The sequence below is a fragment of the Actinomadura graeca genome (assembly GCF_019175365.1).
Lineage (GTDB): Bacteria > Actinomycetota > Actinomycetes > Streptosporangiales > Streptosporangiaceae > Spirillospora > Spirillospora graeca.
The window spans coordinates 5,361,698-5,385,635 of sequence record NZ_CP059572.1; the positions used below are offsets into that span (position 1 = coordinate 5,361,698).

The following is a 23,938-nucleotide window of genomic DNA, read 5'->3' on the forward strand; positions in this document are numbered from 1 at the left end:
CATGGGCCTTGAGGAGAAACTCCCCAGCGGGTTCCTGCTGACGACGGTCGAGCAGGTAGCGGGCTGGGCGCGCAAGAGCTCGGTGTGGCCGGCGACGTTCGGCCTGGCGTGCTGCGCCATCGAGATGATGGCGACGGGCGACCCGCGGCACGACTTCTCCCGGTGGGGGATGGAGCGCGCCTCGGCGACGCCCCGGCAGGCCGACCTGATGATCGTCGCGGGCCGGGTGAGCCAGAAGATGGCGCCGGTGCTGCGGCAGATCTACGACCAGATGACCGAGCCCAAGTGGGTGATCGCGATGGGCGTGTGCGCCTCGTCCGGCGGCATGTTCAACAACTACGCGATCGTGCAGGGCGTGGACCACATCGTCCCGGTCGACATCTATCTGCCCGGCTGCCCGCCGCGGCCGGAGATGCTGCTGGACGCCATCCTGAAGCTGCACGACAAGATCCAGAACACCAAGCTGGGGCCACAGCGGCAGAAGCAGATCGCCGAGCTGGAAGAGGCCAAGCGCCGCCGGCTCCCGCTGCTCGGGCAGGGGGCCTGATGTCGTCGCAGAACCCCGAGCAGAGGGCCGAGCAGGCGGCCGACCGGCTGCCCGCGCACGCCGAGGACGAGCGCCGGGAGCAGCCCGTCGCCCGCACGGGGATGTTCGGCGCGAAGACGACCGGCGACACCTCCGGCTACGGCGGGCTGGTCGTCCGGCAGAGCCCGAAGGTGAGCGCGCCGCGCCCCTACGGCGGGCCGGACGGCGCCGCCGAGGCGGGCGAGTTCGACGAGGTCGCCGACGAGCTGGAGCGCGCCCTGCCGATCTACGGGGACGCGATCGAGCGGGTCGTCGTCGACCGCGGCGAGATCACGTTCTTCGTCCGCCGCGAGCACCTCGTGGAGGTCGCGCGGACCATGCGGGACGAGCCGTCCCTGCGGTTCGAGCTGTGCTCCGGCGTGTCGGGCGTGCACTACCCGGCCGACACCGGCGCGGAGCTGCACTCGGTGGTGCACCTGCTGTCGATCACGCGCAACCGGCGCGTCCGGCTGGAGGTGACCTGCCCCGACGCCGACCCGCACGTGCCGTCGCTGGTGCCGGTCTACCCGACGAGCGACTGGCACGAGCGGGAGACCTACGACTTCTTCGGGATCGTGTACGACGGCCACCCTGCGCTGACGCGGATCGAGATGCCCGACGACTGGGTCGGCCATCCGCAGCGCAAGGACTATCCTCTCGGCGGCATCCCCGTCGAGTACCGCGGAGCGGAGATCCCGCCGCCCGACGAGCGGAGGTCGTACACATGAGTTCCACGAAGTACACCGAGTACGACGCCTACGCCGCCGAGGAGGCGGCCGAGGGCAGGGTCTTCGACGTCAACGGGCAGGACTGGGACCAGGTCGTCGCGGGCGCCGAGGACCTCGGCGACGAGCGGCTCGTCGTCAACATGGGCCCGCAGCACCCCTCGACGCACGGGGTGCTCCGGCTGATCCTGACGCTCGACGGCGAGACGGTGAACGAGGCGCGGGTGGGCATCGGCTACCTGCACACCGGCATCGAGAAGAACATGGAGTTCCGCACCTGGACGCAGGGCACCACGTTCTGCACCCGGATGGACTACCTCGCGCCGATCTTCAACGAGACCGCGTACTGCCTCGGCGTGGAGAAGCTGCTCGGCGTCACCGACCAGGTGCCGGAGCGCGCCCAGATCATCCGCGTGATGATGATGGAGCTGAACCGGATCTCCTCGCACCTGGTGGCGATCGCCACGTTCGGGCTGGAGCTCGGCGCGACGACGGTGATGCTCAACGGCTTCATCGAGCGCGAGTACACCCTCGACCTGTTCGAGGAGATCACGGGCCTGCGCATGAACATGGCGTACGTCCGTCCGGGCGGCGTCGCGCAGGACCTGCCGAGCGGGGCGATCAGCAAGGTCCGCGACTACCTGGACCGCATGCCGAAGCGGATCCAGGCGCTGCGCAAGCTGATGGACGCCAACCCCGTCTACCTGGCGCGCACGAAGGACATCGCCTACCTGGACCTCACCGGCTGCATGGCCCTCGGCGTGACCGGCCCCGTGCTGCGCGCCACCGGCCTGCCGTGGGACCTGCGCAAGTCGCAGCCCTACTGCGGCTACGAGACCTACGACTTCGAGGTCGCGACGCAGGACACCTGCGACGTGTACGGCCGCTACCTCGTCCGGATGGACGAGATGGAGCAGTCCCTGAAGATCGTCGAGCAGTGCCTGGAGCGGCTGCAGTCGGTCAAGGGCCCGGTGATGATCGAGGACAAGAAGATCGGCTGGCCGGCGCAGCTCGCGATCGGCGCGGACGGCATGGGCAACTCGCCCAAGCACATCGCGCACATCATGGGCACCTCGATGGAGGCGCTGATCCACCACTTCAAGCTCGTGACGGAGGGCTTCCGGGTGCCCGCGGGGCAGGCGTACTCGCACATCGAGTCGCCGCGCGGCGAGCTCGGCGCGCACGTGGTCAGCGACGGCGGCACCCGCCCGTACCGCGTGCACTTCCGCGAGCCGTCCTTCGTCAACCTGCAGGCCACCCCGGCGATGGCCGAAGGCGGCATGATCGCCGACGTCATCGCCGCCGTGGCCAGCATCGACCCGGTCATGGGGGGAGTGGACCGATGACGGAGAACAGCGTGACCGAGAACGGCGCGGCCGAGGACGGCGCGTACGGGCCCGACGTCCGCGCGCGGCTGGAGCGCGACGCCAAGGAGATCATCGGCCGGTATCCGAGGCCGAGGTCGGCGCTGCTGCCGATGCTGCACCTGGTGCAGTCGGTGGACGGGCATGTGACCCGGCGCGGCATCGAGTTCTGCGCGGAGCAGCTCGGGATCACGCCCGCGCAGGTCACGGGCGTCGTCACCTTCTACACGCAGTACAAGCAGAAGCCCGTGGGCGAGTACCACGTCGGCGTGTGCATCAACACGCTGTGCGCGGTGATGGGCGGCGACCAGATCTGGGACGAGCTGAGCGAGCACACCGGGGTGGGCCACGACGAGGCCACCGCGGACGGCAGGGTCAGCCTGGAGCGGATCGAGTGCAACGCCGCCTGCGACTTCGCGCCGGTGATGATGGTCAACTGGGAGTTCTTCGACAACATGACTCCCGAGAAGGCCAAACGGCTCGTCGACGATCTGCGCTCGGGTAAGGAAGTGCTTCCTTCGCGCGGGCCGAACACGCTGGTCGGCTGGAAGGACGCCTCCCGGGTGCTGGCGGGGTTCCCCGACGGCCTCGCGCACGAGGGCGTCCAGGCCGGGCCCGAGTCGCTGCGCGGCCTTGAGCTGGCGCGCGAGCGCGGCTGGACGGCGCCCGCGGCGGACGCCGACCGGGAGCGGCCGTCCGAGCCCGTGAAGCCGGGCGAGGTGTCCGACCCGCCGCCGAACGAGCCGGGCGAGCCCATCGGCGGCGACGTCAAGCCCGGGAGCCAGGAGGGCCGTAACCAGTGACCACGCTCACCCCGGTCCTCACCGGCAACTGGGACCAGTCCGACTCGTTCACCCGCGAGGGCTACGAGCGCGAGGGCGGATACCGGGCCCTGCGGACGGCGTTCCGGACGGATCCGGACGAGATCGTCCAGGCCGTCAAGGACTCCGGCCTCCGCGGCCGCGGCGGCGCCGGGTTCCCCACCGGCATGAAGTGGGGGTTCCTGCCGCCGAGCAGCCCCAACCCGCGCTACCTCGTCGTCAACGCCGACGAGTCCGAGCCCGGGACCTGCAAGGACATCCCGCTGATGATGGCCAACCCGCACGTGCTCGTCGAGGGCGTCATCATCAGCTCGTACGCGATCAGATCCAACCACGCGTTCATCTACGTGCGCGGCGAGGTGCTGCACGTGATCCGGCGGCTCCAGCGGGCCGTCGCGGAGGCGTACGAGGCCGGCTACCTCGGCAAGGACATCCTCGGGTCCGGTTACGACCTGGACGTGGTCGTGCACAGCGGCGCCGGGGCCTACATCTGCGGCGAGGAGACGGCGCTGCTGGACTCCCTCGAAGGGTTCCGCGGTCAGCCCAGGCTCAAGCCCCCCTTCCCGGCGGTCGCGGGCCTGTACGGCGGCCCCACCGTCATCAACAACGTCGAGTCGATCGCCTCCGTTCCCTCGATCGTGGAGAACGGCGCCGACTGGTTCGCGTCGATGGGCACCGAGAAGTCGCAGGGATTCGGGATCTTCTCGCTGTCGGGGCACGTGACCCGGCCCGGCCAGTACGAGGCGCCGCTCGGCATCACGCTGCGGGAGCTGCTCGACATGGCGGGCGGGGTCCGGGAGGGCCACCGGCTGAAGTTCTGGACGCCGGGCGGCTCGTCCACGCCGATCTTCACCGAGGAGCACCTGGACGTGCCGTTGGACTTCGAGTCCGTCGGCGCCGCCGGGTCGATGCTCGGCACCCGGGCCCTCCAGATCTTCGACGAGACGACGTGCGTCGTCCGGGCCGTCCTGCGGTGGTCGGAGTTCTACGCGCACGAGTCGTGCGGCAAGTGCACGCCGTGCCGCGAGGGCACCTACTGGTACAAGCAGATGCTGAAGCGGCTGGAGGCCGGGCAGGGCGAGGAGAAGGACCTGGAGACCCTCCTCGACCTGTCGGACAACATCCTCGGCCGCTCGTTCTGCGCGCTGGGCGACGGTGCGACCAGCCCGGTCGTGTCGTCCATCAAGCTGTTCCGGGACGAGTACCTCCAGCACTTCGAGCAGGGCGGCTGCCCGTTCGACCCGTCCAAGTCCACCCTCTGGGGAGGTGCCAAGTGACGGTCACCGACGACAAGGCGGCGGTCGAGAAGCGCGAGGACATGGTCGCCGTCACCATCGACGGCTTCGAGATCGAGGTGCCGAAGGGCACACTGATCATCCGGGCGGCCGAGCTGCTCGGCATCCAGATCCCGCGGTTCTGCGACCACCCGCTGCTCGACCCGGTCGGCGCCTGCCGGCAGTGCCTGGTGGAGATCCCCGACGCCGGGAACGGCCGCGGCATGCCGAAGCCGCAGGCGTCGTGCACCACCACCGTGATGCCGGGCATGGTCGTCAAGACCCAGCTCACCTCGCCGGTCGCCGACAAGGCGCAGCACGGCGTGATGGAGCTGCTGCTCATCAACCACCCGCTGGACTGCCCGATCTGCGACAAGGGCGGCGAGTGCCCGCTGCAGAACCAGGCGATGTCCAACGGGCGCGGCGAGACCCGCTTCACCGAGGCGAAGCGGACCTTCCCCAAGCCGATCCCGCTGTCCAGCCAGGTGCTGCTCGACCGGGAGCGCTGCATCCAGTGCGCCCGCTGCACCCGGTTCTCCGACCAGATCGCCGGCGACGCGTTCATCGACCTGTTCGAGCGCGGCGCGAAGGAGCAGGTCGGCGCGGCGGACGGCAAGCCGTTCCAGTCCTACTTCTCCGGCAACACCGTGCAGATCTGCCCGGTGGGCGCGCTGACCGGCGCCGCGTACCGGTTCCGGTCGCGTCCGTTCGACCTCGTGTCCCAGCCGAGCACGTGCGAGCACTGCGCGTCCGGCTGCTCGCTGCGCACCGACCACCGGCGCGGGAAGATCACCCGCCGGCTGGCGGGGGACGACCCGCAGGTCAACGAGGAGTGGAACTGCGATAAGGGCCGCTGGGCCTTCACCTACGCCACCCGGCCGGAGCGGCTCACGCACCCGCTCGTCCGGGGCGAGGACGGCGGGCTGGAGCCCGCGTCCTGGCCGGAGGCGCTCACGATCGCGGCCCGCGGGCTCGCGGCGGCGCGCGGCTCGGCCGGCGTGCTGCCCGGCGGGCGGGTCACGCTGGAGGACGCCTACGCCTACGCCAAGTTCGCGCGGATCGCGCTCGGCACCAACGACGTCGACTTCCGGGCCCGCCCGGCGTCGGACGAGGAGTCGGCGTTCCTCGCCTCCTCCGTCGCGGGCCGCCCGATCGAGGTGACCTACGCCGACCTGGAGAAGGCGCCCGCGGTGCTGCTCGCCGGCTTCGAGCCGGAGGAGGAGTCCCCGATCGTGTTCCTGCGGCTGCGCAAGGCGTTCCGCAAGAACCGGCTGAAGGTCGTCGCGGCCGCGCCGTTCGCGACCCGCGGGCTGCGCAAGGTCGGCGGGACGCTGCTGCCGACACCGCCCGGCGCCGAGGCCGAGACGCTCGGGTCGCTGATCGGCGACGACGACCGCGCGGACGTCCGGACGCTGCTGGAGGCCCCCGGCGCCGTGATCATGGTGGGCGAGCGGCTGGCGGGCAGCCCCGGCGCGCTGTCGTCGGTGGTCCGGCTCGCGCAGGTGACCGGGGCCCGGCTGGCGTGGGTGCCGCGCCGGGCCGGGGAGCGCGGCGCGATCGAGGCCGGGGCGCTGCCCGGGCTGCTGCCGATCGGCCGTCCGGCCTCCGACCCGGGCGCGCGCGCCGAGGTGGCCCGAACCTGGGGGGTCGCGGAGCTGCCCGAGGAACCCGGCCTCGGCATCGACGGGATCATCGCGGCGGCGGCGGAGGGACGGCGCGGCGCGCTGCTCGTCGGCGGCGTCGACCCCGACGACCTGGCCGACCCCGCGGCGCTGCTGGCGGCGCTGGAGGCGACCCCGTTCGTGGTGAGCCTGGAGCAGCGGCCGAGCGCCGTCACCGACCGCGCGGACGTCGTGCTGCCGGTCGCGGCGGTCGCCGAGAAGTCCGGCACGTTCGTCGACTGGGAGGGCCGCGGCCGCCAGTTCGACGTGGTGCTGAGGTCCGCCGGGCGGCTGTCGGACCTGCGGGTCCTGGACGCGCTGGCGAACGAGATGGACGTCCATCTGGGGCTGCCGGGGCCCGAGGCGGCGCGCCGGGAGCTGGCCGGGCTCGGCGCCTACCGCGGCGTCCGCCCGGACGCGCCGAGCGTGCCGCAGGCGCTCCCGCCGCAGCCCGGACCGGGTGAGGCGCTGCTGGCGACCTGGCGGCTGCTGCTCGACCGGGGCCGCCTCCAGGACGGCGAGCCGTTCCTCGCCGGGACGGCCAAGCCCGCCGTGGTGCGGCTGTCGCCCGCGACGGCCGCGGAGATCGGCGTGGCGGACGCGGTGACGGCGGACACGGCGACGGCGGACGCGACGGGCACGGCGACGGCGGGCACGGTGACGGTGTCGGCGGCGCGCGGCTCGGTCACGCTGCCGCTGGAGATCACCGACGACCTGCCCGACAGGGTCGTGTGGCTGCCCACCAACTCGGCCGGTTGCGCCCTACACCGGGACCTCGGGGCCGGCGCCGGAGACGTCGTCCGGATCGCGCCGGGCGCGCCCGGCGGCGGGTCCGGTGACGTGGCCGCCGGTGTCACGCGCGTCCGCGCGACGCGGACCGGCCCGGCGCCCGCCGGGGCCACACGTGCCGACGCCGCGGGCGGCGAGGCCGAGAACACCGCTGGAGGCCCACGATGAGTCCGCACCTGCTCGCGGCGGCACCCGCGAAGGAACCCGGGCTGAAGGACTTCGGCTCCGACCCGTGGTGGCTGATCGGCGGCAAGGTGCTGGCGATCTTCGTGTTCCTGGTGCTGACCGTCCTGCTGTCGATGTGGGTCGAGCGGCGTGTCATCGGCCGCATGCAGCTGCGGGTCGGCCCGAACCGGGTCGGCCCGTTCGGGCTGCTCCAGGGCCTCGCCGACGGCGTCAAGCTGGCGCTGAAGGAGGACATCGTCCCCCGCCAGGTCGACAAGATCGTGTTCGTCCTCGCGCCGATCATGTCGGCGGTGCCCGCGTTCATCTCCTTCGTGATCATCCCGTTCGGGCCGACGGTGTCGGTGTTCGGGCACGAGACGGCGCTCCAGGGCACGGACCTGCCGGTCGCGGTGCTGCTGGTGCTGGCGATGTCGTCCATGGGCATCTACGGGATCGTGCTCGCGGGCTGGTCGTCGATGTCGCCGTACTCGCTGCTCGGCGGGCTCCGCTCGTCCGCGCAGATGATCTCCTACGAGATCGCGATGGGGCTGTCGTTCGTCGCGGTGTTCATGTTCGCCGGCTCGATGTCCACCTCGGACATCGTCGCGGCGCAGCACGACAAGTGGTACGTGGTGCTGCTGTTCCCGTCCTTCATCGTGTACGTGATCACGATGATGGGGGAGTCGAACCGCATCCCGTTCGACCTGCCCGAGGGCGAGGGCGAGCTGGTCGGCGGCTTCCACACCGAGTACTCCTCGCTGAAGTTCGCGATGTTCTTCCTCGCGGAGTACATCAACCTCGCGACGCTGTCGGCCCTCGCCACGACGCTGTTCCTCGGCGGCTGGCGGGCGCCCGCGCCGATCTCCACGGTGTGGGAGGGCGCCAACGCCGGCTGGTGGCCGGTGCTGTGGTTCCTCGTCAAGCTGTGGCTGTTCATCTTCTTCTTCATCTGGCTGCGCGGCTCGCTGCCGCGCGTGCGCTACGACCAGCTGATGAAGCTCGGCTGGAAGGTGCTGATGCCCTTCTCGCTCGGCTGGATCCTGCTGGTCGCGACCGTCAAGGCCCTGCGCAACGAGGGCTACGACGTCCAGAAGATCTTCATCGGCGCCGCCGCGGTCGCGGCGGTCGTCCTGGTGGCCAGCGTGCTCTGGGAGATGGTCCGGGGCGGCGGGGACGACGAGGACGCCGCCCAGGGCGCGGAGCGGGACGTGACGCCCGATCCCGCGGCCGGCGGGTTCCCCGTGCCGCCGATGGACGCGCCGCACTACCACGGCGGCCCGGCCGGGGCGACGACGATCCCAACCCCTCCAGAGGAGGTCACCAGTGGGACTCACTGATTTCCTGAATCCGGTCAAGGGGTTCGGGGTCTCGTTCCACCAGATGTTCAGCAAGAGCGAGACCGTCCAGTATCCCGAGGTGAAGAAGCCGACCGCCCCGCGCTTCCACGGGCGGCACCAGCTCAACCGGTGGCCGGACGGCCTGGAGAAGTGCATCGGGTGCGAGCTGTGCGCCTGGGCGTGCCCCGCCGACGCCATCTTCGTCGAGGGCGCCGACAACACCGCGGACGAGCGCTACTCGCCCGGTGAGCGGTACGGCCGCATCTACCAGATCAACTATCTGCGGTGCATCCTGTGCGGGCTGTGCATCGAGGCGTGCCCGACCCGGGCGCTCACGATGACCAACGAGTACGAGCTCGCCGACGACAGCCGCGAGAGCCTGATCTACACCAAGGACATGCTGCTGGCGCCGCTGCGCGAGGGCATGGAGACGCCGCCGCACGAGATGCGGCTCGGCGACACCGAGGAGGACTACTACCGCCTCGGCCTCCAGCCCGACGAGGGCCCGTCGGTGTCCGCCGAGGGCGGCCGCCGCGCGAGCGTCGACAACGCCGTCCGGAGCGAGGACGGTCCGCTGGGCGGTGAGGGCGCATGAGCGGCCACGTCCTGGCGGGGCACCTCGCGGCCGGCCAGGTGCTGGCGGGGGAGGTCGCCGACAAGCAGGCGGGCGAGCCGTTCTTCTTCTGGCTGCTGGCCGTGGTGTCCGTCGGCGCCGCCCTCGGCATGATCTTCATGCGGAAGGCGGTGCACTCGGCGCTGCTGCTGGCGACGGTGATGCTGTCGCTGGCCGCGCTGTACGCGATCCAGGACGCGCCGTTCCTGGCGTTCGTCCAGGTCATCGTGTACACCGGCGCGGTGCTGATGCTGTTCCTGTTCGTGCTGATGCTCGTCGGGGTCAGCTCCACCGACTCGCTGGTGGAGACGATCCGGGGGCAGCGTTTCTGGGCGGCGATCGGGGCGCTCGGCTTCGTCGTCCTGCTGGCCGCCGGCCTCGGGAACGCGGCGCTCGGCGACTCCGCCGGGCTGAAGACGGCCAACGCCGACGGCAACGTCATCGGCCTCGCCCGGCTGCTGTTCAAGGACTACGTGTTCGCGTTCGAGGCGACCAGCGCGCTGCTGATCACCGCGGCGCTCGGCGCGATGGTCCTCGCGCACCGCGAGCGGACCGAGCCGAAGAAGACGCAGCGCGACCTGTCGAAGGACCGGTTCCTGTCCGGCGACCACCCGGGCCCGCTGCCGGGGCCCGGCACCTACGCCCGGCACAACGCCGTCGACATGCCGGCGCTGCTGCCGGACGGGACGCCGTCGGAGCTGTCGGTCAACCCGGTCATCGCCGCCCGCACCGACACCGTCGAGCGGCACACCGACCTGTACGGCGAGACCGAGGAGGAGGCCGCCGGGCGGGACGTGGCCGCGGTGCGGGCCGCGACCGAGGAGTCGCAGGACGCGGGCGCCGAGTCGCGCGTCGTCAAGGCCGGGTCGCCGGTCGCGGGCGGGAACGCCGGCGGCGGGGCCTCCGGCAACGAACGTGAAGGCGAGGCTGGTCAATGAGTCCGGGGCACTACCTGGCGCTCTCGGCGATCCTGTTCACCATCGGTGCGCTGGGCGTGCTCGTGCGCCGCAACGCCATCGTGGTGTTCATGTGCGTCGAGCTGATGTTGAACGCCACGAACCTGGCGTTCGTGTCGTTCTCCCGCATGCACGGCGAGCTCGACGGGCAGATCATCGCGTTCTTCGTGATGGTGGTGGCCGCGGCGGAGGTCGTGGTGGGCCTGGCGATCATCATGACCATCTTCCGGACCCGCAGGTCCTCGTCGGTGGACGACGCGAACCTGCTGAAGTACTGAGAGGCCGGGGATGAAAGCCGAAGGCATCCAGGCCGCGTCCTGGCTTCTCATCGCGCTCCCGCTCGCGGGCGCCGCGATCCTCCTGCTCGGGGGGAGGCGCACCGACAGGTGGGGCCACCTGCTCGGCGTCACCATGTCGGCCGCGTCGTTCGCGGTCGGCTGCGCGATGTTCGTGCAGATGCTCGGATACGACGCCGAGGAGCGGCGCCGCACCCTGCACCTGTGGGACTTCATCGACGTCGGCGCGTTCAAGGTCGGGATGGACCTGCTGGTGGACCCGCTGTCCATCAGCTTCGTCCTGCTGATCACCGGGGTGGGCTCGCTCATCCACGTCTACTCGATCGGCTACATGGCCGACGACCCCGACCGGCGCCGGTTCTTCGCGTACCTGAACCTGTTCGTCGCGGCGATGCTGCTGCTGGTGCTCGGCGGCAACTTCCTGGTCCTGTTCCTCGGCTGGGAGGGCGTGGGCCTCGCCTCCTACCTGCTGATCGGGTTCTGGCAGTACAAGCCGACCGCGGCGACCGCCGCGAAGAAGGCGTTCGTCGTCAACCGCGTCGGCGACCTCGGACTGATCCTCGCGATCGCGCTGATGTTCTCCACGTTCGGGACGATCGGCTTCGACCAGATCCTCGGCACCGGCGCCGAGCACGCGGGCCTCGCGTCCCGGCTCAGCACCGGCACCGCCACCGCGATCGGGCTGCTGCTCCTGCTCGGCGCGTGCGGCAAGTCCGCGCAGCTCCCGCTCCAGTCGTGGCTGCTGGACGCGATGGAGGGCCCGACCCCGGTGTCGGCGCTCATCCACGCGGCGACGATGGTGACCGCGGGCGTCTACCTGATCGTCCGGGCCGGGCCCATCTTCGAGATGTCCGACACCGCGCAGCTGGTGGTGACGATCGTCGGCGCGGCCACGCTGCTCGCCGGTGCGATCATCGGGTGCGGCAAGGACGACATCAAGAAGGCCCTCGCGGGCTCGACGATGTCGCAGATCGGCTACATGCACCTCGCCGCGGGCCTCGGCAAGCCCGGCTACGTCTTCGCCATCGCGCACCTGATCGCGCACGGCTTCTTCAAGGCGGGCCTGTTCCTCGGCGCCGGGTCGGTCATGCACGGCATGAAGGACGACGTGAACATGCGCCGCTACGGCGCGCTCCGCGCGGTGATGGTCGTCACCTACGTCACGTTCGGCCTCGGCTACCTGGCGATCATCGGCTTCCCGGGGCTGTCCGGCTGGTTCACCAAGGACGCCATCATCGAGGCCGCCTACGACAAGGGCGGCACGTCCGGCGCGATCCTCGGCACCTGCGCGCTGATCGGCGCGGGCATCACCGCCTACTACATGTCGCGGGTGATGTTCATGACGTTCTTCGGTGAGAAGCGCTGGGAGGAGGACGTCCACCCGCACGAGTCGCCGAAGGTGATGACGATCCCGCTGATCGTGCTGGCGTTCGGCTCGGTGTTCGCGGGCGGTTTCCTGATCCTCGGCGGGTTCGCCGACTTCCTGGAGCCGGTCGTCGGCACGCCCGAGCACGAGCACGAGTTCAAGGCGCTCACCGCGCCGGGCATCGCCACGTTCGTGCTGATGATCATCGGCGCGGGCATCGCCTGGCGGCAGTACGGCAGCCGGAAGGTGCCGCGCGAGGCGCCCGCCGGCTCGTTCGTCACCGTCGCCGCCCGCAAGGACCTCTACGGGGACGCGCTGAACGAGTCGCTGCTGATGCGGCCCGGCCAGTGGCTGACCCGGCTCGCGGTGTGGTTCGACGGACGGGGCGTCGACGGCGCCGTCAACGGCCTCGCCGCGGGCGTCGGCGGCAGCTCCGGCCGGATCCGGCGGCTGCAGACCGGCTTCGCACGCTCCTACGCCCTTTCGATGTTCTTCGGCGCGGCGCTCGTCGTGGCGGCGCTCCTGGTGGTGAACGTGACATGAGTGACTTTCCCTGGCTGAGCGTCCTCATCGCGCTGCCGCTGGCCGGCGCGTTCCTCGTGGCGGTGCTGCCGCGCGAGCGGGAGACCCTGGTCAAGCAGGTCGCGCTCGGCGTGTCCGTGGTCGTCGGGGCGCTGGCCTTGGTGATGGCGGCGCGCTTCGACGCGGGCGGCGCGCGGTTCCAGTTCACCGAGAAGTACTGGTGGATCAAGGCGTTCGGGGTGCACTGGGCGCTCGGCGTCGACGGCGTCGCGCTGGTGCTGATCGTGCTGTCGGTGATCCTCGTCCCGCTGGTGATCCTGGCGTCGTGGAACGAGGCCGACCGGTCCGGGGGCGTGGACGTTCCCGCCAGGCGGTCGGTGAAGACGTACATGGCGCTGCTGCTGTCGCTGGAAGCGGCGATGATCGGCGTGTTCGCGGCGACCGACGTGTTCGTGTTCTACGTCTTCTTCGAGGCGATGCTGATCCCGGTGTACTTCATCATCGGGTACTACGGCGGCCCGCAGCGTTCCTACGCCGCGGTGAAGTTCCTGCTGTACTCGCTGTTCGGCGGGCTGCTGATGCTCGTCGCGGTGATCTGGCTGTACCCCCTGTCCAGCAAGTCCGTCGCCGACGGCGGGCTCGGGCACGGCACGTTCATGTTCGACGAGCTGTCGAGGATGGACATCGACCCGACCACCGCCAAGTGGCTGTTCCTCGGCTTCTTCGTCGCGTTCGCGATCAAGGCGCCGATGGTGCCCGTGCACACCTGGCTGCCGGACGCCGCGCAGCAGTCCCCGCCGGGCGCGCTCGTGCTGATCGTCGGCGTCCTGGACAAGGTCGGCACCTACGGGATGCTCCGGTTCTGCCTGGAGCTGTTCCCCGGCGCCGCCAAGTGGGCGACCCCGGTCGTGCTCGGGTTCGCGGTGCTCAGCATCATCTACGGCGCCGTCCTCGCGATCGGGCAGGTCGACCTCAAGCGGCTGATCGCCTACACGTCGGTGTCGCACTTCGGGTTCATCGTGCTCGGCATCTTCGCGATGACCTCGCAGGGCCAGTCCGGCGCGACGCTCTACATGGTCAACCACGGGTTCTCCACCGGCGCGCTGTTCCTCGTCGTCGGCTTCATGATCGTCCGGCGGAGGTCGGCGCGGATCGGTGACTACGGCGGCGTCCAGAAGGCCGCCCCCGTCCTCGCCGGGACGTTCCTCATCGCGGGCCTGTCCGGGCTGTCGCTGCCCGGACTGTCCACGTTCGTCTCGGAGTTCCTCGTCATCGTCGGGACGTTCAGCCGCTACCGGTGGGCGGCCGTGCTCGCCGTCAGCGGCGTCGTCCTCGCCGCCATCTACATCCTCTGGATGTACCAGCGGACGATGGGCGGGCCCAAGGCCCCGGCCGTCGAGGGCATGACGGACCTCACCGCCCGCGAGAAGCTGACGGTCGCGCCGATCATCGCGATCATCGTGGCGATGGGCCTGTTCCCGCAGCCGGTGCTGCACGTCATCAACCCATCGGTGAAGCACACGCTGGCCCGGGTCGACCGGCACGATCCCGCGCCGAAGACCACCGGCAACGTGGCCGAGAACGGAGCCCGTCCATGAGCCGCAGCAGTCATGTGAGCGCCGTCCTCGCGCAGGGAGGTGACATCCAGGCGCCGCACATCGAGTACGACCAGATCGGCCCGCTGCTGCTCGTCCTCGGCGTCGCCGTCGTCGCGGTGCTGGTCGAGGCGTTCGTCGGGCGCACCTGGCGGTACTACGTCCAGGTGCCGCTGGCGTTCCTCGGCCTGGCGGGCGCGTTCGCGTGGACGATCGTCCTCGGCTGGCGGGACGAGCCCCACCACGTCGCCGCCGAGGGCGCCCTCGGCGTCGACGGCCCCACCCTGTTCCTCCAGGGCACCATCCTGATCCTCGCGCTCGTCAGCCTCCTGCTGATCGCCGAGCGCGGGAACGGCCGCGGCGGCATCGTCGGCGGCCACTTCGCCGCCCAGGCGTCCGCGCTGCCCGGCAGCGAGGCCGAGCAGCGCAGCACCGCCGCCGGGATCACCCAGACCGAGGTGTTCCCGCTGATGCTGTTCGCGGTCGGCGGGATGCTGATGTTCCCCGCGTCCAACGACCTGCTCACCATGTTCGTGGCGCTGGAGGTCATGTCGCTGCCGCTGTACCTGCTGTGCGGCCTGGCCCGGCGCCGCCGCCTGCTGTCGCAGGAGGCCGCGGTCAAGTACTTCCTGCTCGGCGCGTTCTCCTCCGCGTTCTTCCTGTACGGGACGGCGCTGCTGTACGGCTACGCCGGGTCGGTGAAGCTCGCCGACATCTCCGTCCAGATCGGCAAGGACGCCGGGAGCGAGACGCTCCTGCTCGCCGGTGCCGCGCTGCTGTCGGTCGGGCTGCTGTTCAAGCTCGGTGCCGTCCCCTTCCACATGTGGAAGCCGGACGTGTACCAGGGCGCTCCGACCCCGATCACGGCGCTGATGGCGTCCTGCACCCTCGTCGCCGCGTTCGGTGCGATCCTGCGCGTCTACTACGTCGCGTTCGAGACGCTGAAGTGGGACTGGGAACCCATCATGTGGGGTGTGGCGATCATCACCATGGTGATCGGCGCGGTCATCGCGATCACCCAGACCGACCTCAAGCGAATGCTGGCCTACTCCTCGATCGCGCACGCGGGCTTCCTGCTCACCGGCGTCGTCGCCACGTCCCGGGACGGCCTGTCCGGCACGCTGTTCTACCTCGCGGCCTACGGCTTCACCACCATCGGCGCGTTCGCGGTGATCACGATGGTGCGGGACGCGGGCGGCGAGGCGGCGCACCTGTCCCGCTGGGCCGGGCTCGGCAAGCGCTCCCCGGTCGTCGCCGGGACCTTCGCCTTCTTCCTGCTCGCCTTCGCGGGCATCCCGCTGACCAGCGGCTTCACCGGCAAGTTCGCGGTGTTCAAGGCGGCCGTCGAGGCGGACGCCACCCCGCTGGTCATCGTCGGCGTGGTGTCCTCGGCCGTCGCCGCGTTCTTCTACGTCCGGGTGATCGTCGTGATGTTCTTCAGCGAGCCGGAGGCGGACGGGCCCACCGTCGTCGCGGGCCCGGCGACCGCGGCAGCCGTCGCACTCGGGTTGACGGCTACTGTGGTACTCGGTGTGCTCCCCCAGCCGATCCTGGACCTCGCGGGGCACGCAACGACACAGATGTTCGTCCGGTAAGGGGTCATGGGTGAGCAATGTCTTCGCTGAGGAGCCTCGTCCGTCCCAGGAGGAGTGGGGGGCGGCCCCTCCACAGGACGCCGGTCCGTTCGGGCTCCACCTCGACGCGGCCCTCGCGGCCGACGCCAAGGAGCGCCTCGCCTCGGTCGAGGAACTGCTCCTGGAGTCCGTCCACGGCGAGGACCCGCTGCTCACCGAGGCGTCGAAACACCTGGTCGTCGCGGGTGGCAAGCGATTCCGGCCGATGCTGGTGCTCCTCGCCTCCCACTTCGGCGACCCCGCCGCGGCCGGCGTCGTCCCGGCCGCGGTCGTCGTCGAGCTGACCCACCTCGGGACCCTCTACCACGACGACGTGATGGACGAGGCGACCGTCCGCCGGGGCCGGGAGTCCGCCAACGCCCGCTGGACCAACACCGTCGCCATCCTCACCGGCGACTACCTCTTCGCCCGCGCCTCGGACCTGCTCGCCGACCTCGGCCCCGACGCCGTCCGCATCCAGGCCCGCGCGTTCGCCCGCCTCGTCCGCGGCCAGATCCAGGAGACCGTCGGCCCCGCCGAAGGCGGCGACGACCTCAAGCACTACCTGCGCGTCCTCGCCGACAAGACCGGCTCGCTCATCGCCGTCTCCGGCCAGTTCGGCGCCCTGCTTTCCGGCGCGCCCGCCTCCGTCGTCGAGACCGTCACCTCCGCCTGCGAGAAGATCGGCATCGCGTTCCAGCTGTCGGACGACATCCTCGACATCGACTCCGAGGCCGAGCAGTCCGGCAAGACCCCCGGAACCGACCTGCGCGAGGGCATCCGCACGCTCCCCATGCACCACGTCCTCGCCGGCGTCGGCTCCGGCCCCGACGACGCGCGCCTCCGCGAACTGCTCGCCCAGGACCTCTCCGACGACACCCTCCACGCCGAGGCCCTCGCCCTCCTGCGCGCCCACCCCGCCATGGACCACGCCCGCGCCGACCTCCGCCACTGGGCCGAGGACGCCCGCGCCGACCTCCTCACCCTCCCCGACATCCCCGCCCGCTCCGCCTTCACCGGCCTCTGCGACTACGTCGTCTCAAGGACGGGTTAATCTGCGGTGTTGATTGCGGTTCCCTTGGCGTCAGGCGCTGGCGCGCCTTCCTTCCACGGGAACCGCTGTGTTGATTGCGGTTCCCTCGGCGTCGGGCCTTGGCGGCCCTCCTTCCACGGGAACCGCGGCGATCGCTGCATCGCTTCGAACTCGCCCTAGCGGGCTCGCTTCGCGATCAGTTGCTCGCGGGCTCGCAACTGCCTTCGGACGCGATCGCTGTGTTGATTGCGGTTCCCTTGGCGTCAGGCGCTGGCGCGCCCTCCTTCCACGGGAACCGCGTGCGATCGCTGCATCGCTTCGAACTCGCCTGGCGGCTCGCTTCGCGATCAGTTGCTCGCGGCTCGCAACTGCCTTCGGACGCGATCGCAACGTTTCGTGTCGTTGAGGGGTCGGGCACGAGCCCGGTTGTGTCTGGCGGGGGTGCTGGTTCTGGTGCACCCCCGCCAGGCGGGTTTACGCCTTCAGGGGTTCTTGGGTTAGGCCGCGGGTCTTCATGGCGTGCAGGACTAGGTCGATGAGGACCGTTTTGCAGGAGTCCAGGCTGCGGGCGTCGCAGAGCATGACCGGGACCTTGGGGCCGAGGTTGAGGGCCAGCTGGATCTCGTCCAGGTCGTACTGGCGGGCGCCGTCGAAGCAGTTGACGGCCACGATGAACGGGGTGTCGCGGCGCTCGAAGTAGTCGACCGACGGGAAGCAGTCGGACAGGCGGCGGGTGTCGGCGAGGACGACCGCGCCCAGGGCGCCGAGGGCCACCTCGTCCCACATGAACCAGAAGCGCTCCTGGCCGGGCGTGCCGAACAGGTAGAGGACGTAGTCGTCGCGCATCGTGATGCGGCCGAAGTCCATCGCGACGGTGGTCGTCTTCTTGCGCTCCACGCCCGAGACGTCGTCGACGCCGACGCTCTCGTCAGTGAGGAGCTCCTCGGTACGCAGCGGCTGCGTCTCGGAGACCGTGCCGACCATGGTGGTCTTGCCGACACCGAAACCACCCGCGATCACGATCTTGACCGCGGTGGGGAGCCGGCGGGCGCGCACGTCGTGCCTAGAGGGCCCGGAGACCATCGATCACCGCCTTGTAGAGCCTGATGTCGTGCATGTCCGCTTCCGGTTCGGGTTCCTGCATCGAGACGAACCCCTTGTCGAGCAGGTCGCCCAGCAGCACCCGGACGGTCGCGACGGGGAGGTCCAGGTGGCCGGTGAGCTCGGCCACCGACAGGACCGACTGGCACAGGCGGAGGATCGCCAGGTGCTCGGGGCCGAGCCCGATCGCGCCCTCGGGCTCCGGGCCGTCCGCCACCACCAGCGTGATGAGGTCGAACTTGCCGCGGGTCGGCTCGATCCGCCCGCTGGTCATCACGTAGGGGCGCACCATCGGCCCGGCGTGCTCGTCGAGCCACCGGTGGTCGGGGACCGGGGGGCGGGGCACCGGGTCGTCCGGCCAGTGGTCCTGGACTGGGGGGTCCTCCGGGGGAATCATCAGGTCCGTCCCTCCGCGGCGGCCTCGGTGCGGGACGGGGACGTCAGATGGTGCCCCATCGCGGTGACGAGCATGGCCATCTCGTAGGCGATCAGGCCCACGTCGGCGTCCTCCCCGGCGAGCACCGCGAGGCAGGCGCCCTTCCCGGCGACCGTCACCAGCATGAACGCCGACTGCATCTCCACGATCGTCTGCCGGACGGGGCCGCCGCCGAAGCGTGTGCCCGCGCCCTTCGCCAGGCTCTGGATCCCGGCCGCCACCGCCGCCAGGTGCTCGCCGTCGTCCTGGGTCACGCCCTTGGAGGACGCCATCAGCAGGCCGTCCGCGGACAGCACGACCGCGCTGCGCGCATGCGGCAGCCGATGGACCAGATCGTCCAGCAACCAGCCCAGATCGGATGAAGAACCCGCCTTCTGCATCACTGGTCTTCCTCGCCTTCCGCTGCTTGATCGCCGATGGCCTCAGCCGCGTCGCTACGGCCCCGCCGAGAGCCGCGCTGGTACGAGCCCATGATCCGCTTGATCTCCTCGGGCGGACGTCCGGGATCGTCCTCCTCGTCCGGCTGCTCGGCGACGACCGGCTCGTCGGTGCGCAGGGGCTCGGCGAGGTTCGCCTGCGGCACCCGGACGGGCAGGCCGGACGGGGTCGTGGAGATCTCGGGCACGGGTGACTGGTCCTCCGGCTCGGTGGTTTCGTGTTGCCCCCCGTCCGACGCCCCGTCCGGCGGCCCTTCGCCGGTGTCCGCGGGTTCGACCAGCCGGTGTCTGCCGGTCGTCGTCGACCGGTCGCGCGGGACGGTGTCGTCGTGGGAGCGTGTCCCGCGCGCGGGGTCGTCCTGCCGGTCGGGCAGGGAAGTCGTGTCGCCGCCGTCCCCCCGGCCGGGCGGCTCGGGCGCGGGCGGCGGCACCGCCACCAGCGCCGGCCCGGACGGCTGGCCCGTCATCGTCAGCGTCCCGATCGCGTGCTGGCCCGAGCCGCCGCCGACCGCCGCCGGCTGCCGCACCTCCAGCCCGTTCCGCGTGGTGGCCCCCGCGCCGACGGGCACCGGTCCCTCCTCGACCACCAGCTCCTTGGGGATGACCACCACGGCGGTGGTGCCGCCGTAGGCCGAGCGCTTCAGCGAGACCTGGAGCCCGTACCGCTCGGCGAGCTTGCTGACCACGTACAGCCCGAGCTGCACCGAGCTCTGCAGGTTGAACTCCGGCGGGTCCGCGATCCGCTCGTTGATCTCGGTGAGCTTCTCCTCGGTCATGCCGAGCCCGCGGTCCTCGATGTCGATGGCGAACCCGCTCGCGACGAGGTGGCCGCTGACCTGCACGACGGTGTCGGGCGGCGAGAACGACACCGCGTTCTCGATCAGCTCGGCCAGCAGGTGGGTGACGTCGCCGACCGCCCGCCCGGCCAGCTCGTACTGCCCCAGCGGCAGGACGGTGACCCGGGTGTAGTCCTCGACCTCGCCGACCGCGGCGCGGATGACGTCCACCATCGGCACCGCGTTGCGCCACCCGCGGGCGGGCAGCGAACCCGAGAGCACGATCAGGTTCTCCGCGTTGCGCCGCATGCGGGTCGCGAGGTGGTCGAGCCGGAACAGCTCCTCCAGGTCCTTGACCTCGATGTCGCGGCGCCGCTCCATGGTGTCGAGCATGGTCAGCTGCCGGTGCACGAGCGTCTGCGTCCGGCGCGCCAGGCTCAGCAGGACGTCGCGGATGCCGCGGCGCAGCTCGGCCTGCTCGACGGCGGTGCGGATCGCGGTCTCCTGGACGGCGTTGAACGCCCGTCCCACCTGGCCGATCTCGTCACTGCCGAACTCCAGCGGCGGCGCCTCGACCGCGACGTCCACCTCCTCCCCGTGCCCGAGCCGCTCGACGACCCCCGGCAGCCGCTGCTCGGCCAGCTCCCACGCCGCCTGCCGCAGCCGCTCCAGCTGCCGCACGAGCGCCCGCGCCGTCGTGATCGACACGATCACCGACGCGATGACCGCCAGCAGCCCGAGCCCGCCCGCGAGCACCAGCCGCAGGATGACGCCGATGGCCACGGGCTTCGCCCGGTTCACCAGCCGCTCGCCACCGTTGAGGACGACGTCCTCCAGCCCGGCCAGGACCGTTTCCATCGACGACCGCCACTCTTCGGACTTCACACGCAGCGGCGCGCCGGGGCGTCCTTGGTAGACGTGGTCCTCAAGGAAGCGGAGCCGCTTGTACGGCGCGCTGTTCGTCAGGGCCCTGTACTCGGCCAGATCGTCGGGAGGCAACTCGGCGGCGGCCTCGTCGTGCAGGTACCGCTGCGTGCCCACGAGCGAGACGAACTGGGCGTGGTCGGCGGCGGTGAGGCGGCCGGCGGCCAGCGCGCCCGACAGGAGCGCGTCCTCACGGGCGAGGATCTCCTTGGCCCGGGTGAGCGAGTTGAGGGCCCGGCTGTCCCTGGAGATGCCCTCGTCGTTCACGCCGCCCGCCGCGTTGTAGATGCGGAACGCGGAGTCGATGACCTCGTTGTAGGGCCTGACCGCCGTCTGCCGGTCGATCGTGCGGGAGTCAATGGCCGCCCGTCCGGGCGCGATGCCGTCGAGTTCGTCGAGTGACTCTTTGATGCGCTTCTCAAGCGTCCCGCCGCCGGTGCCCAGCATGTTGCCGCTTCCGGCGCGCTTGCGGAACGTGTCCTGCGAGCGATCGACGTGCTCGCGCTGGGCGAGGAGCGCCTGCCGCTGCTGGGTGCCCGGGCTGCTGAGATAGATCGTTGAGAGCTTGCGTTCCTCCTGGAGGTCGGTCACGAGCGTGACCATCGGCCGTGTGACGTTCTGGTCGATCGAGCTGGCGGAGAGAAGGGTCAGCCCTTCCCGGAGGGTGACCCACGCGGCGAATGCCCACAACGCGATGAGGGACGCGAGCAGGGCCGTGATCTTTGTCCGCAGACGCGTGTTGCGGATGCGCATCTACCTGTCCTCAACGAGTTCCGGAAGGACTCGCGGTCCGTCACGAGGTGTCGCCGACTTCGAGCCGCTGCTGTCCAGGGCGTGCGATGCGGTGGGGGTCGCCGCTCCCGCACAGCGCAGTACCTTAGCAACGTTGAGGGTTCAAATGATGCATTTTGTCCACACGAGAAGAGCGTTTGCCCTTGACATGCGAATTGTGATCTGCGTTACACGCTATCGGTCGTCGGCGATCCGTCCCCGGGCTGGCCGGGAGGTGTCCGCGAGGTGAAGGGCCGACATGACAGCGGCCCGAACAATCGCTCTCGGATAGTAAAGGTCCTTGTCATGCCAGAGGGCGGGTCCGGAGTCCTTCTCAAGTGTGTCGCGTGTCACTTCGAGGAGAAATTTATAACCCCGGGTGAAAGATTCTTCCACCCCTCCGCGTGCGGATCCTGTGAGCGCCAGGATTTGCAGCCCATAGGCGGTCTCCTCCGCGGAGCCGTCCCAGAGCCCCCAGGAGCCATCCGGACGTTGAGTGTTCACGACCCACTCGCGTGCGCGCTGCACGGTGTCCACAGCGGCGCTCCCGCCGAACTCGCCCAGCGCGAGGGCGCAGCAGACAGTCGCGTAATACGGTGAGGCGTGCCATCGGTCGCGCCAGCTCCCGTCCGTTCGCTGCCTGTCGCACAGCAGACGCGTGACCTTCCCGACAGCCGCCCTGCATCGATCCGCCGAGGCGCCCACGGTCGATGGTGCCCCCCGGACGGCGCGGAGGTGCTGGCCGAAGGCGTCGAGCACATGGGCGTTGACCGTGACCGAGAACCCCTGCTCGCCCTGCCACGTGCAGAAATGCGTCTCCGTTTCGAATTGCCACAGGGGGTCGGGCGTGTGCGGCATCCCCAGCAGCCCGAGGGCGTAGAGGCTCATGGCCGTTGTGTCGGCGTCCGCGGGCAGCCCGTCGGCGGCCGCCGCACCATTCGGCCCGAGAGCCGAGGCGAGCTCGACGACGATCTGCCGCGGCGCCCGGACCGTCAGCCCCGCGCGTGCCAGACCGCTCAGCACCCATGACCTCTCGAACGCGGTGACCGGTATCCCGCAGGGTGCAAGATCGCCGTGCTCGTTCACCACGTTCTCAAGGAATCGTCTGGCGCGGGCACGAGGACCGTCTGTGCCGACCTCGTCTCGCCCGCCGTCCTCGGTGGCGTCGCCCAACCATGCCGCCGTAGCCGCGGCTGAAGCCCCGACCGTTCCGGTGTGCTCGGGACGGATGGCCGGATGCCCCCGCGCCGCCGACCCGGTGACCTCCAGCGCGTGAAGGATCTTCACCGGCAGACCCGTCCCGCCCCGCATGGCCGCCCGGACCATCGCCAGCCGAGCGCCGTCGACGCCCGCGGGAGGGCTCAACCGCCCGCTGAACGTGACACGGGCGAGCGCTGTCGGCGGTGCCGAGCGTTCGCCGTCCAGATGGCCGTTGATCGCGTCGGTCAGCGCGGCCACGATCAGGTCGAGCGCCGGCGTGTCCGGGACGGCGGACGCGTCCATGGAGGGCAGTAGGCGGAACAGCAGTCGCAGTCCGCGCTCGGCCGTTCCGAGCAGGACCGCCGGACCCGGGTACGGTGCCACCTCGCCCGCGTCGTCCGTCCCAGGTGCCTCCACCTCGCCGGTGGGCACCCGGCCGAGGCTCGCGAGAACCGCCTCGACGGCACTCAGGGTCGGCACGATCGAATAGCCGCAAGGCCCGCCCCAGCCGCCGTCCGGGCGCTGCGAGCCGACCAGGTACGCCAGCCGCCGCTGGTGGCCGGTGAGCCAGGGCGCGAGCGTCACCAGCCTCCCCGTCTCGTAGACCGATGCGGACACCTGGCCCCAGGGTGCCGTTAGGAGGCTGCCGACCAGGTCCCGTACGGTGGCCGGGATGTCGATGACCTCCGTGGCCCTTGCCGCAGGCATCGCATCGCCGATGGTCACAGCGCCCCCCAGTAGTCGGTGACGCCGTAGAAGCCCGTGCTGAACCCGATCTGTCGTTCCAAGTAGGTGGCCGCCTCAAGGCAGTCGGGCTTGAGGGGCTCGATCAGCTCGCGGCTGTGAGCGATCAGGGCCTCGATGCGGGCTCGCACCTCGGACCGCTCCAGGCCGAGCATCAGGGCGTTAAGGTCCCCCCACTCGACGTCGCGTCGGTACGTGGCGAGGTCGTTGAGCAGCCTCAGAATGCGCTGCACTTCCTGGCTCGCCGACCACAGCTCGTCGATGCGGGCGACGGTCATCGTGTCCCCGCGGTGGATCCAGTGGGAGATGTTGACCCAGGTGGTGCCGAAATTGTCGGCGTTGGCGAGGTACTCCTCGAACGTCGGCAGCCCGCCGGTGCCCTCGGCACGGGCCGTCTTCCACTCCCACTCCCGCGCCATGGCGGCCAGCCACCGGGCGAACTGGTCGCGCCAGGCAGGCAGGATGGCGGCGGCCGGCCCGTCTGCGAGATCCTTCACGATCTCCGCCAGGAAGGTCGTGATCGGGCCGGAGCGGACCGGATCATCACCGTCCGCCACTGACAGGCAGTCGGCGATGAGGTCCTGGACCTCCTCCCGTGTCCCGGCCACGTAGTCGATCTGCCAGTCGGCGGCGAAGTTCCACATCGAGGTCTTGATCGCCATGCGCAGTCCGGCGGCGTCCTCCCACGGGGATCCGTAGGCGTTCGCGAGTGCGACCCCGGTGAAGAGCCGCTCGTCGAAGGGTTTGCGGGGGAACAGGTCGGGATAGGCGTCGACGCACGCCTTCAGGTCCCTCCGGCATTCCAATGCCAGCGCACAGATCCTGCCGTGCTCGGCCGCGGACACGATCTCACT

General features: G+C 70.7%; 20 protein-coding genes. 14 read left to right on the forward strand and 6 right to left on the reverse strand.

What is annotated here, in order from left to right; genetic code table 11:
• Position 1: 1 nt before the first annotated feature.
• The 14 genes from AGRA3207_RS23805 to AGRA3207_RS23870 all read left to right on the forward strand — a co-directional run bounded on the left by AGRA3207_RS23805 (position 2) and on the right by AGRA3207_RS23870 (position 16,716).
• Entirely contained in the window at positions 2-547 is a 546-nt protein-coding gene (locus AGRA3207_RS23805) for a NuoB/complex I 20 kDa subunit family protein (protein ID WP_067466804.1), read from the forward strand.
• On the forward strand, positions 547-1,293 hold the full coding sequence (locus AGRA3207_RS23810) for an NADH-quinone oxidoreductase subunit C (protein ID WP_231329255.1): 747 nt from the start codon (positions 547-549) through the stop codon (positions 1,291-1,293). The genes AGRA3207_RS23805 and AGRA3207_RS23810 overlap by 1 nt, the downstream gene beginning before the upstream one ends.
• On the forward strand, positions 1,290-2,636 hold the full coding sequence (locus AGRA3207_RS23815) for an NADH-quinone oxidoreductase subunit D (protein ID WP_231329256.1): 1,347 nt from the start codon (positions 1,290-1,292) through the stop codon (positions 2,634-2,636). Before AGRA3207_RS23810 ends, AGRA3207_RS23815 begins: the two co-directional genes overlap by 4 nt.
• Positions 2,633-3,457 carry an NADH-quinone oxidoreductase subunit NuoE gene (gene nuoE, locus AGRA3207_RS23820; RefSeq protein WP_231329257.1) on the forward strand — a complete coding sequence of 275 codons (825 nt, stop codon included), beginning with the start codon at positions 2,633-2,635 and terminating at the stop codon, positions 3,455-3,457. Before AGRA3207_RS23815 ends, nuoE begins: the two co-directional genes overlap by 4 nt.
• A complete protein-coding gene (gene nuoF, locus AGRA3207_RS23825; RefSeq protein WP_231329258.1) occupies positions 3,454-4,752 on the forward strand; it encodes an NADH-quinone oxidoreductase subunit NuoF in 1,299 nt (432 codons plus the stop codon). Before nuoE ends, nuoF begins: the two co-directional genes overlap by 4 nt.
• 41 nt (positions 4,753-4,793) lie before the next feature.
• Positions 4,794-7,367, forward strand: a complete 2,574-nt coding sequence (locus AGRA3207_RS23830; RefSeq protein WP_231336362.1) for an NADH-quinone oxidoreductase subunit G — start codon at positions 4,794-4,796, stop codon at positions 7,365-7,367.
• Positions 7,364-8,701, forward strand: a complete 1,338-nt coding sequence (gene nuoH / locus AGRA3207_RS23835; protein ID WP_231329259.1) for an NADH-quinone oxidoreductase subunit NuoH — start codon at positions 7,364-7,366, stop codon at positions 8,699-8,701. The genes AGRA3207_RS23830 and nuoH overlap by 4 nt, the downstream gene beginning before the upstream one ends.
• 43 nt (positions 8,702-8,744) lie before the next feature.
• Positions 8,745-9,296 (forward strand): NADH-quinone oxidoreductase subunit NuoI, encoded by a 552-nt coding sequence (gene nuoI / locus AGRA3207_RS23840; RefSeq protein ID WP_231336363.1) that lies wholly within the window; start codon positions 8,745-8,747, stop codon positions 9,294-9,296.
• Positions 9,293-10,252, forward strand: a complete 960-nt coding sequence (locus AGRA3207_RS23845) for an NADH-quinone oxidoreductase subunit J (protein WP_231329260.1) — start codon at positions 9,293-9,295, stop codon at positions 10,250-10,252. Before nuoI ends, AGRA3207_RS23845 begins: the two co-directional genes overlap by 4 nt.
• On the forward strand, positions 10,249-10,548 hold the full coding sequence (gene nuoK, locus AGRA3207_RS23850; RefSeq protein ID WP_067466785.1) for an NADH-quinone oxidoreductase subunit NuoK: 300 nt from the start codon (positions 10,249-10,251) through the stop codon (positions 10,546-10,548). Before AGRA3207_RS23845 ends, nuoK begins: the two co-directional genes overlap by 4 nt.
• Before the next feature lie 10 nt (positions 10,549-10,558).
• Positions 10,559-12,475 carry an NADH-quinone oxidoreductase subunit L gene (gene nuoL, locus AGRA3207_RS23855; RefSeq protein WP_231329261.1) on the forward strand — a complete coding sequence of 639 codons (1,917 nt, stop codon included), beginning with the start codon at positions 10,559-10,561 and terminating at the stop codon, positions 12,473-12,475.
• On the forward strand, positions 12,472-14,052 hold the full coding sequence (locus tag AGRA3207_RS23860) for an NADH-quinone oxidoreductase subunit M (RefSeq protein ID WP_231329262.1): 1,581 nt from the start codon (positions 12,472-12,474) through the stop codon (positions 14,050-14,052). The genes nuoL and AGRA3207_RS23860 overlap by 4 nt, the downstream gene beginning before the upstream one ends.
• Entirely contained in the window at positions 14,049-15,644 is a 1,596-nt protein-coding gene (nuoN, locus tag AGRA3207_RS23865; RefSeq protein ID WP_231329263.1) for an NADH-quinone oxidoreductase subunit NuoN, read from the forward strand. The genes AGRA3207_RS23860 and nuoN overlap by 4 nt, the downstream gene beginning before the upstream one ends.
• 154 nt (positions 15,645-15,798) lie before the next feature.
• Complete coding sequence (locus AGRA3207_RS23870; RefSeq protein ID WP_231336364.1) at positions 15,799-16,716, forward strand: polyprenyl synthetase family protein; 918 nt, start codon at positions 15,799-15,801, stop codon at positions 16,714-16,716.
• A gap of 453 nt (positions 16,717-17,169) precedes the next feature.
• On the opposite strand, the gene AGRA3207_RS23875 is transcribed toward AGRA3207_RS23870, so the two are convergent.
• From AGRA3207_RS23875 to AGRA3207_RS23900, 6 genes are all read right to left on the reverse strand, one after another.
• Entirely contained in the window at positions 17,170-17,778 is a 609-nt protein-coding gene (locus AGRA3207_RS23875; RefSeq protein WP_231329264.1) for a GTP-binding protein, read from the reverse strand.
• Entirely contained in the window at positions 17,759-18,193 is a 435-nt protein-coding gene (locus AGRA3207_RS23880) for a DUF742 domain-containing protein (protein ID WP_231329265.1), read from the reverse strand. The genes AGRA3207_RS23875 and AGRA3207_RS23880 overlap by 20 nt, the downstream gene beginning before the upstream one ends.
• The gene (locus AGRA3207_RS23885; RefSeq protein WP_231329266.1) at positions 18,193-18,612 is read right to left on the reverse strand and encodes a roadblock/LC7 domain-containing protein; all 420 of its coding nucleotides are present in this window, start codon (positions 18,610-18,612) and stop codon (positions 18,193-18,195) included. Before AGRA3207_RS23885 ends, AGRA3207_RS23880 begins: the two co-directional genes overlap by 1 nt.
• Positions 18,612-21,122, reverse strand: coding sequence for a sensor histidine kinase (locus AGRA3207_RS23890; protein ID WP_231329267.1), 2,511 nt, complete (start codon positions 21,120-21,122; stop codon positions 18,612-18,614). Before AGRA3207_RS23890 ends, AGRA3207_RS23885 begins: the two co-directional genes overlap by 1 nt.
• A gap of 213 nt (positions 21,123-21,335) precedes the next feature.
• Entirely contained in the window at positions 21,336-23,066 is a 1,731-nt protein-coding gene (locus tag AGRA3207_RS23895; RefSeq protein WP_231329268.1) for a prenyltransferase/squalene oxidase repeat-containing protein, read from the reverse strand.
• Positions 23,063-23,929, reverse strand: coding sequence for a terpene synthase family protein (locus AGRA3207_RS23900; RefSeq protein WP_231329269.1), 867 nt, complete (start codon positions 23,927-23,929; stop codon positions 23,063-23,065). Before AGRA3207_RS23900 ends, AGRA3207_RS23895 begins: the two co-directional genes overlap by 4 nt.
• Positions 23,930-23,938 lie beyond the last annotated feature (9 nt).

Coding starts and splice junctions, on each gene's coding strand:
- AGRA3207_RS23875 (WP_231329264.1), bottom strand. CDS start 17,778: ATGGTCTCCGGGCCCTCTAGGCACGACGTGCGCGCCCGCCGGCTCCCC.
- AGRA3207_RS23830 (WP_231336362.1), top strand. CDS start 4,794: ATGGTCGCCGTCACCATCGACGGCTTCGAGATCGAGGTGCCGAAGGGC.
- AGRA3207_RS23810 (WP_231329255.1), top strand. CDS start 547: ATGTCGTCGCAGAACCCCGAGCAGAGGGCCGAGCAGGCGGCCGACCGG.
- AGRA3207_RS23860 (WP_231329262.1), top strand. CDS start 12,472: ATGAGTGACTTTCCCTGGCTGAGCGTCCTCATCGCGCTGCCGCTGGCC.
- AGRA3207_RS23890 (WP_231329267.1), bottom strand. CDS start 21,122: ATGCGCATCCGCAACACGCGTCTGCGGACAAAGATCACGGCCCTGCTC.
- nuoE (WP_231329257.1), top strand. CDS start 2,633: ATGACGGAGAACAGCGTGACCGAGAACGGCGCGGCCGAGGACGGCGCG.
- AGRA3207_RS23845 (WP_231329260.1), top strand. CDS start 9,293: ATGAGCGGCCACGTCCTGGCGGGGCACCTCGCGGCCGGCCAGGTGCTG.
- AGRA3207_RS23880 (WP_231329265.1), bottom strand. CDS start 18,193: ATGATTCCCCCGGAGGACCCCCCAGTCCAGGACCACTGGCCGGACGAC.
- nuoH (WP_231329259.1), top strand. CDS start 7,364: ATGAGTCCGCACCTGCTCGCGGCGGCACCCGCGAAGGAACCCGGGCTG.
- AGRA3207_RS23885 (WP_231329266.1), bottom strand. CDS start 18,612: ATGCAGAAGGCGGGTTCTTCATCCGATCTGGGCTGGTTGCTGGACGAT.
- AGRA3207_RS23805 (WP_067466804.1), top strand. CDS start 2: ATGGGCCTTGAGGAGAAACTCCCCAGCGGGTTCCTGCTGACGACGGTC.
- AGRA3207_RS23815 (WP_231329256.1), top strand. CDS start 1,290: ATGAGTTCCACGAAGTACACCGAGTACGACGCCTACGCCGCCGAGGAG.
- nuoK (WP_067466785.1), top strand. CDS start 10,249: ATGAGTCCGGGGCACTACCTGGCGCTCTCGGCGATCCTGTTCACCATC.
- nuoN (WP_231329263.1), top strand. CDS start 14,049: ATGAGCCGCAGCAGTCATGTGAGCGCCGTCCTCGCGCAGGGAGGTGAC.
- nuoI (WP_231336363.1), top strand. CDS start 8,745: ATGTTCAGCAAGAGCGAGACCGTCCAGTATCCCGAGGTGAAGAAGCCG.
- nuoL (WP_231329261.1), top strand. CDS start 10,559: ATGAAAGCCGAAGGCATCCAGGCCGCGTCCTGGCTTCTCATCGCGCTC.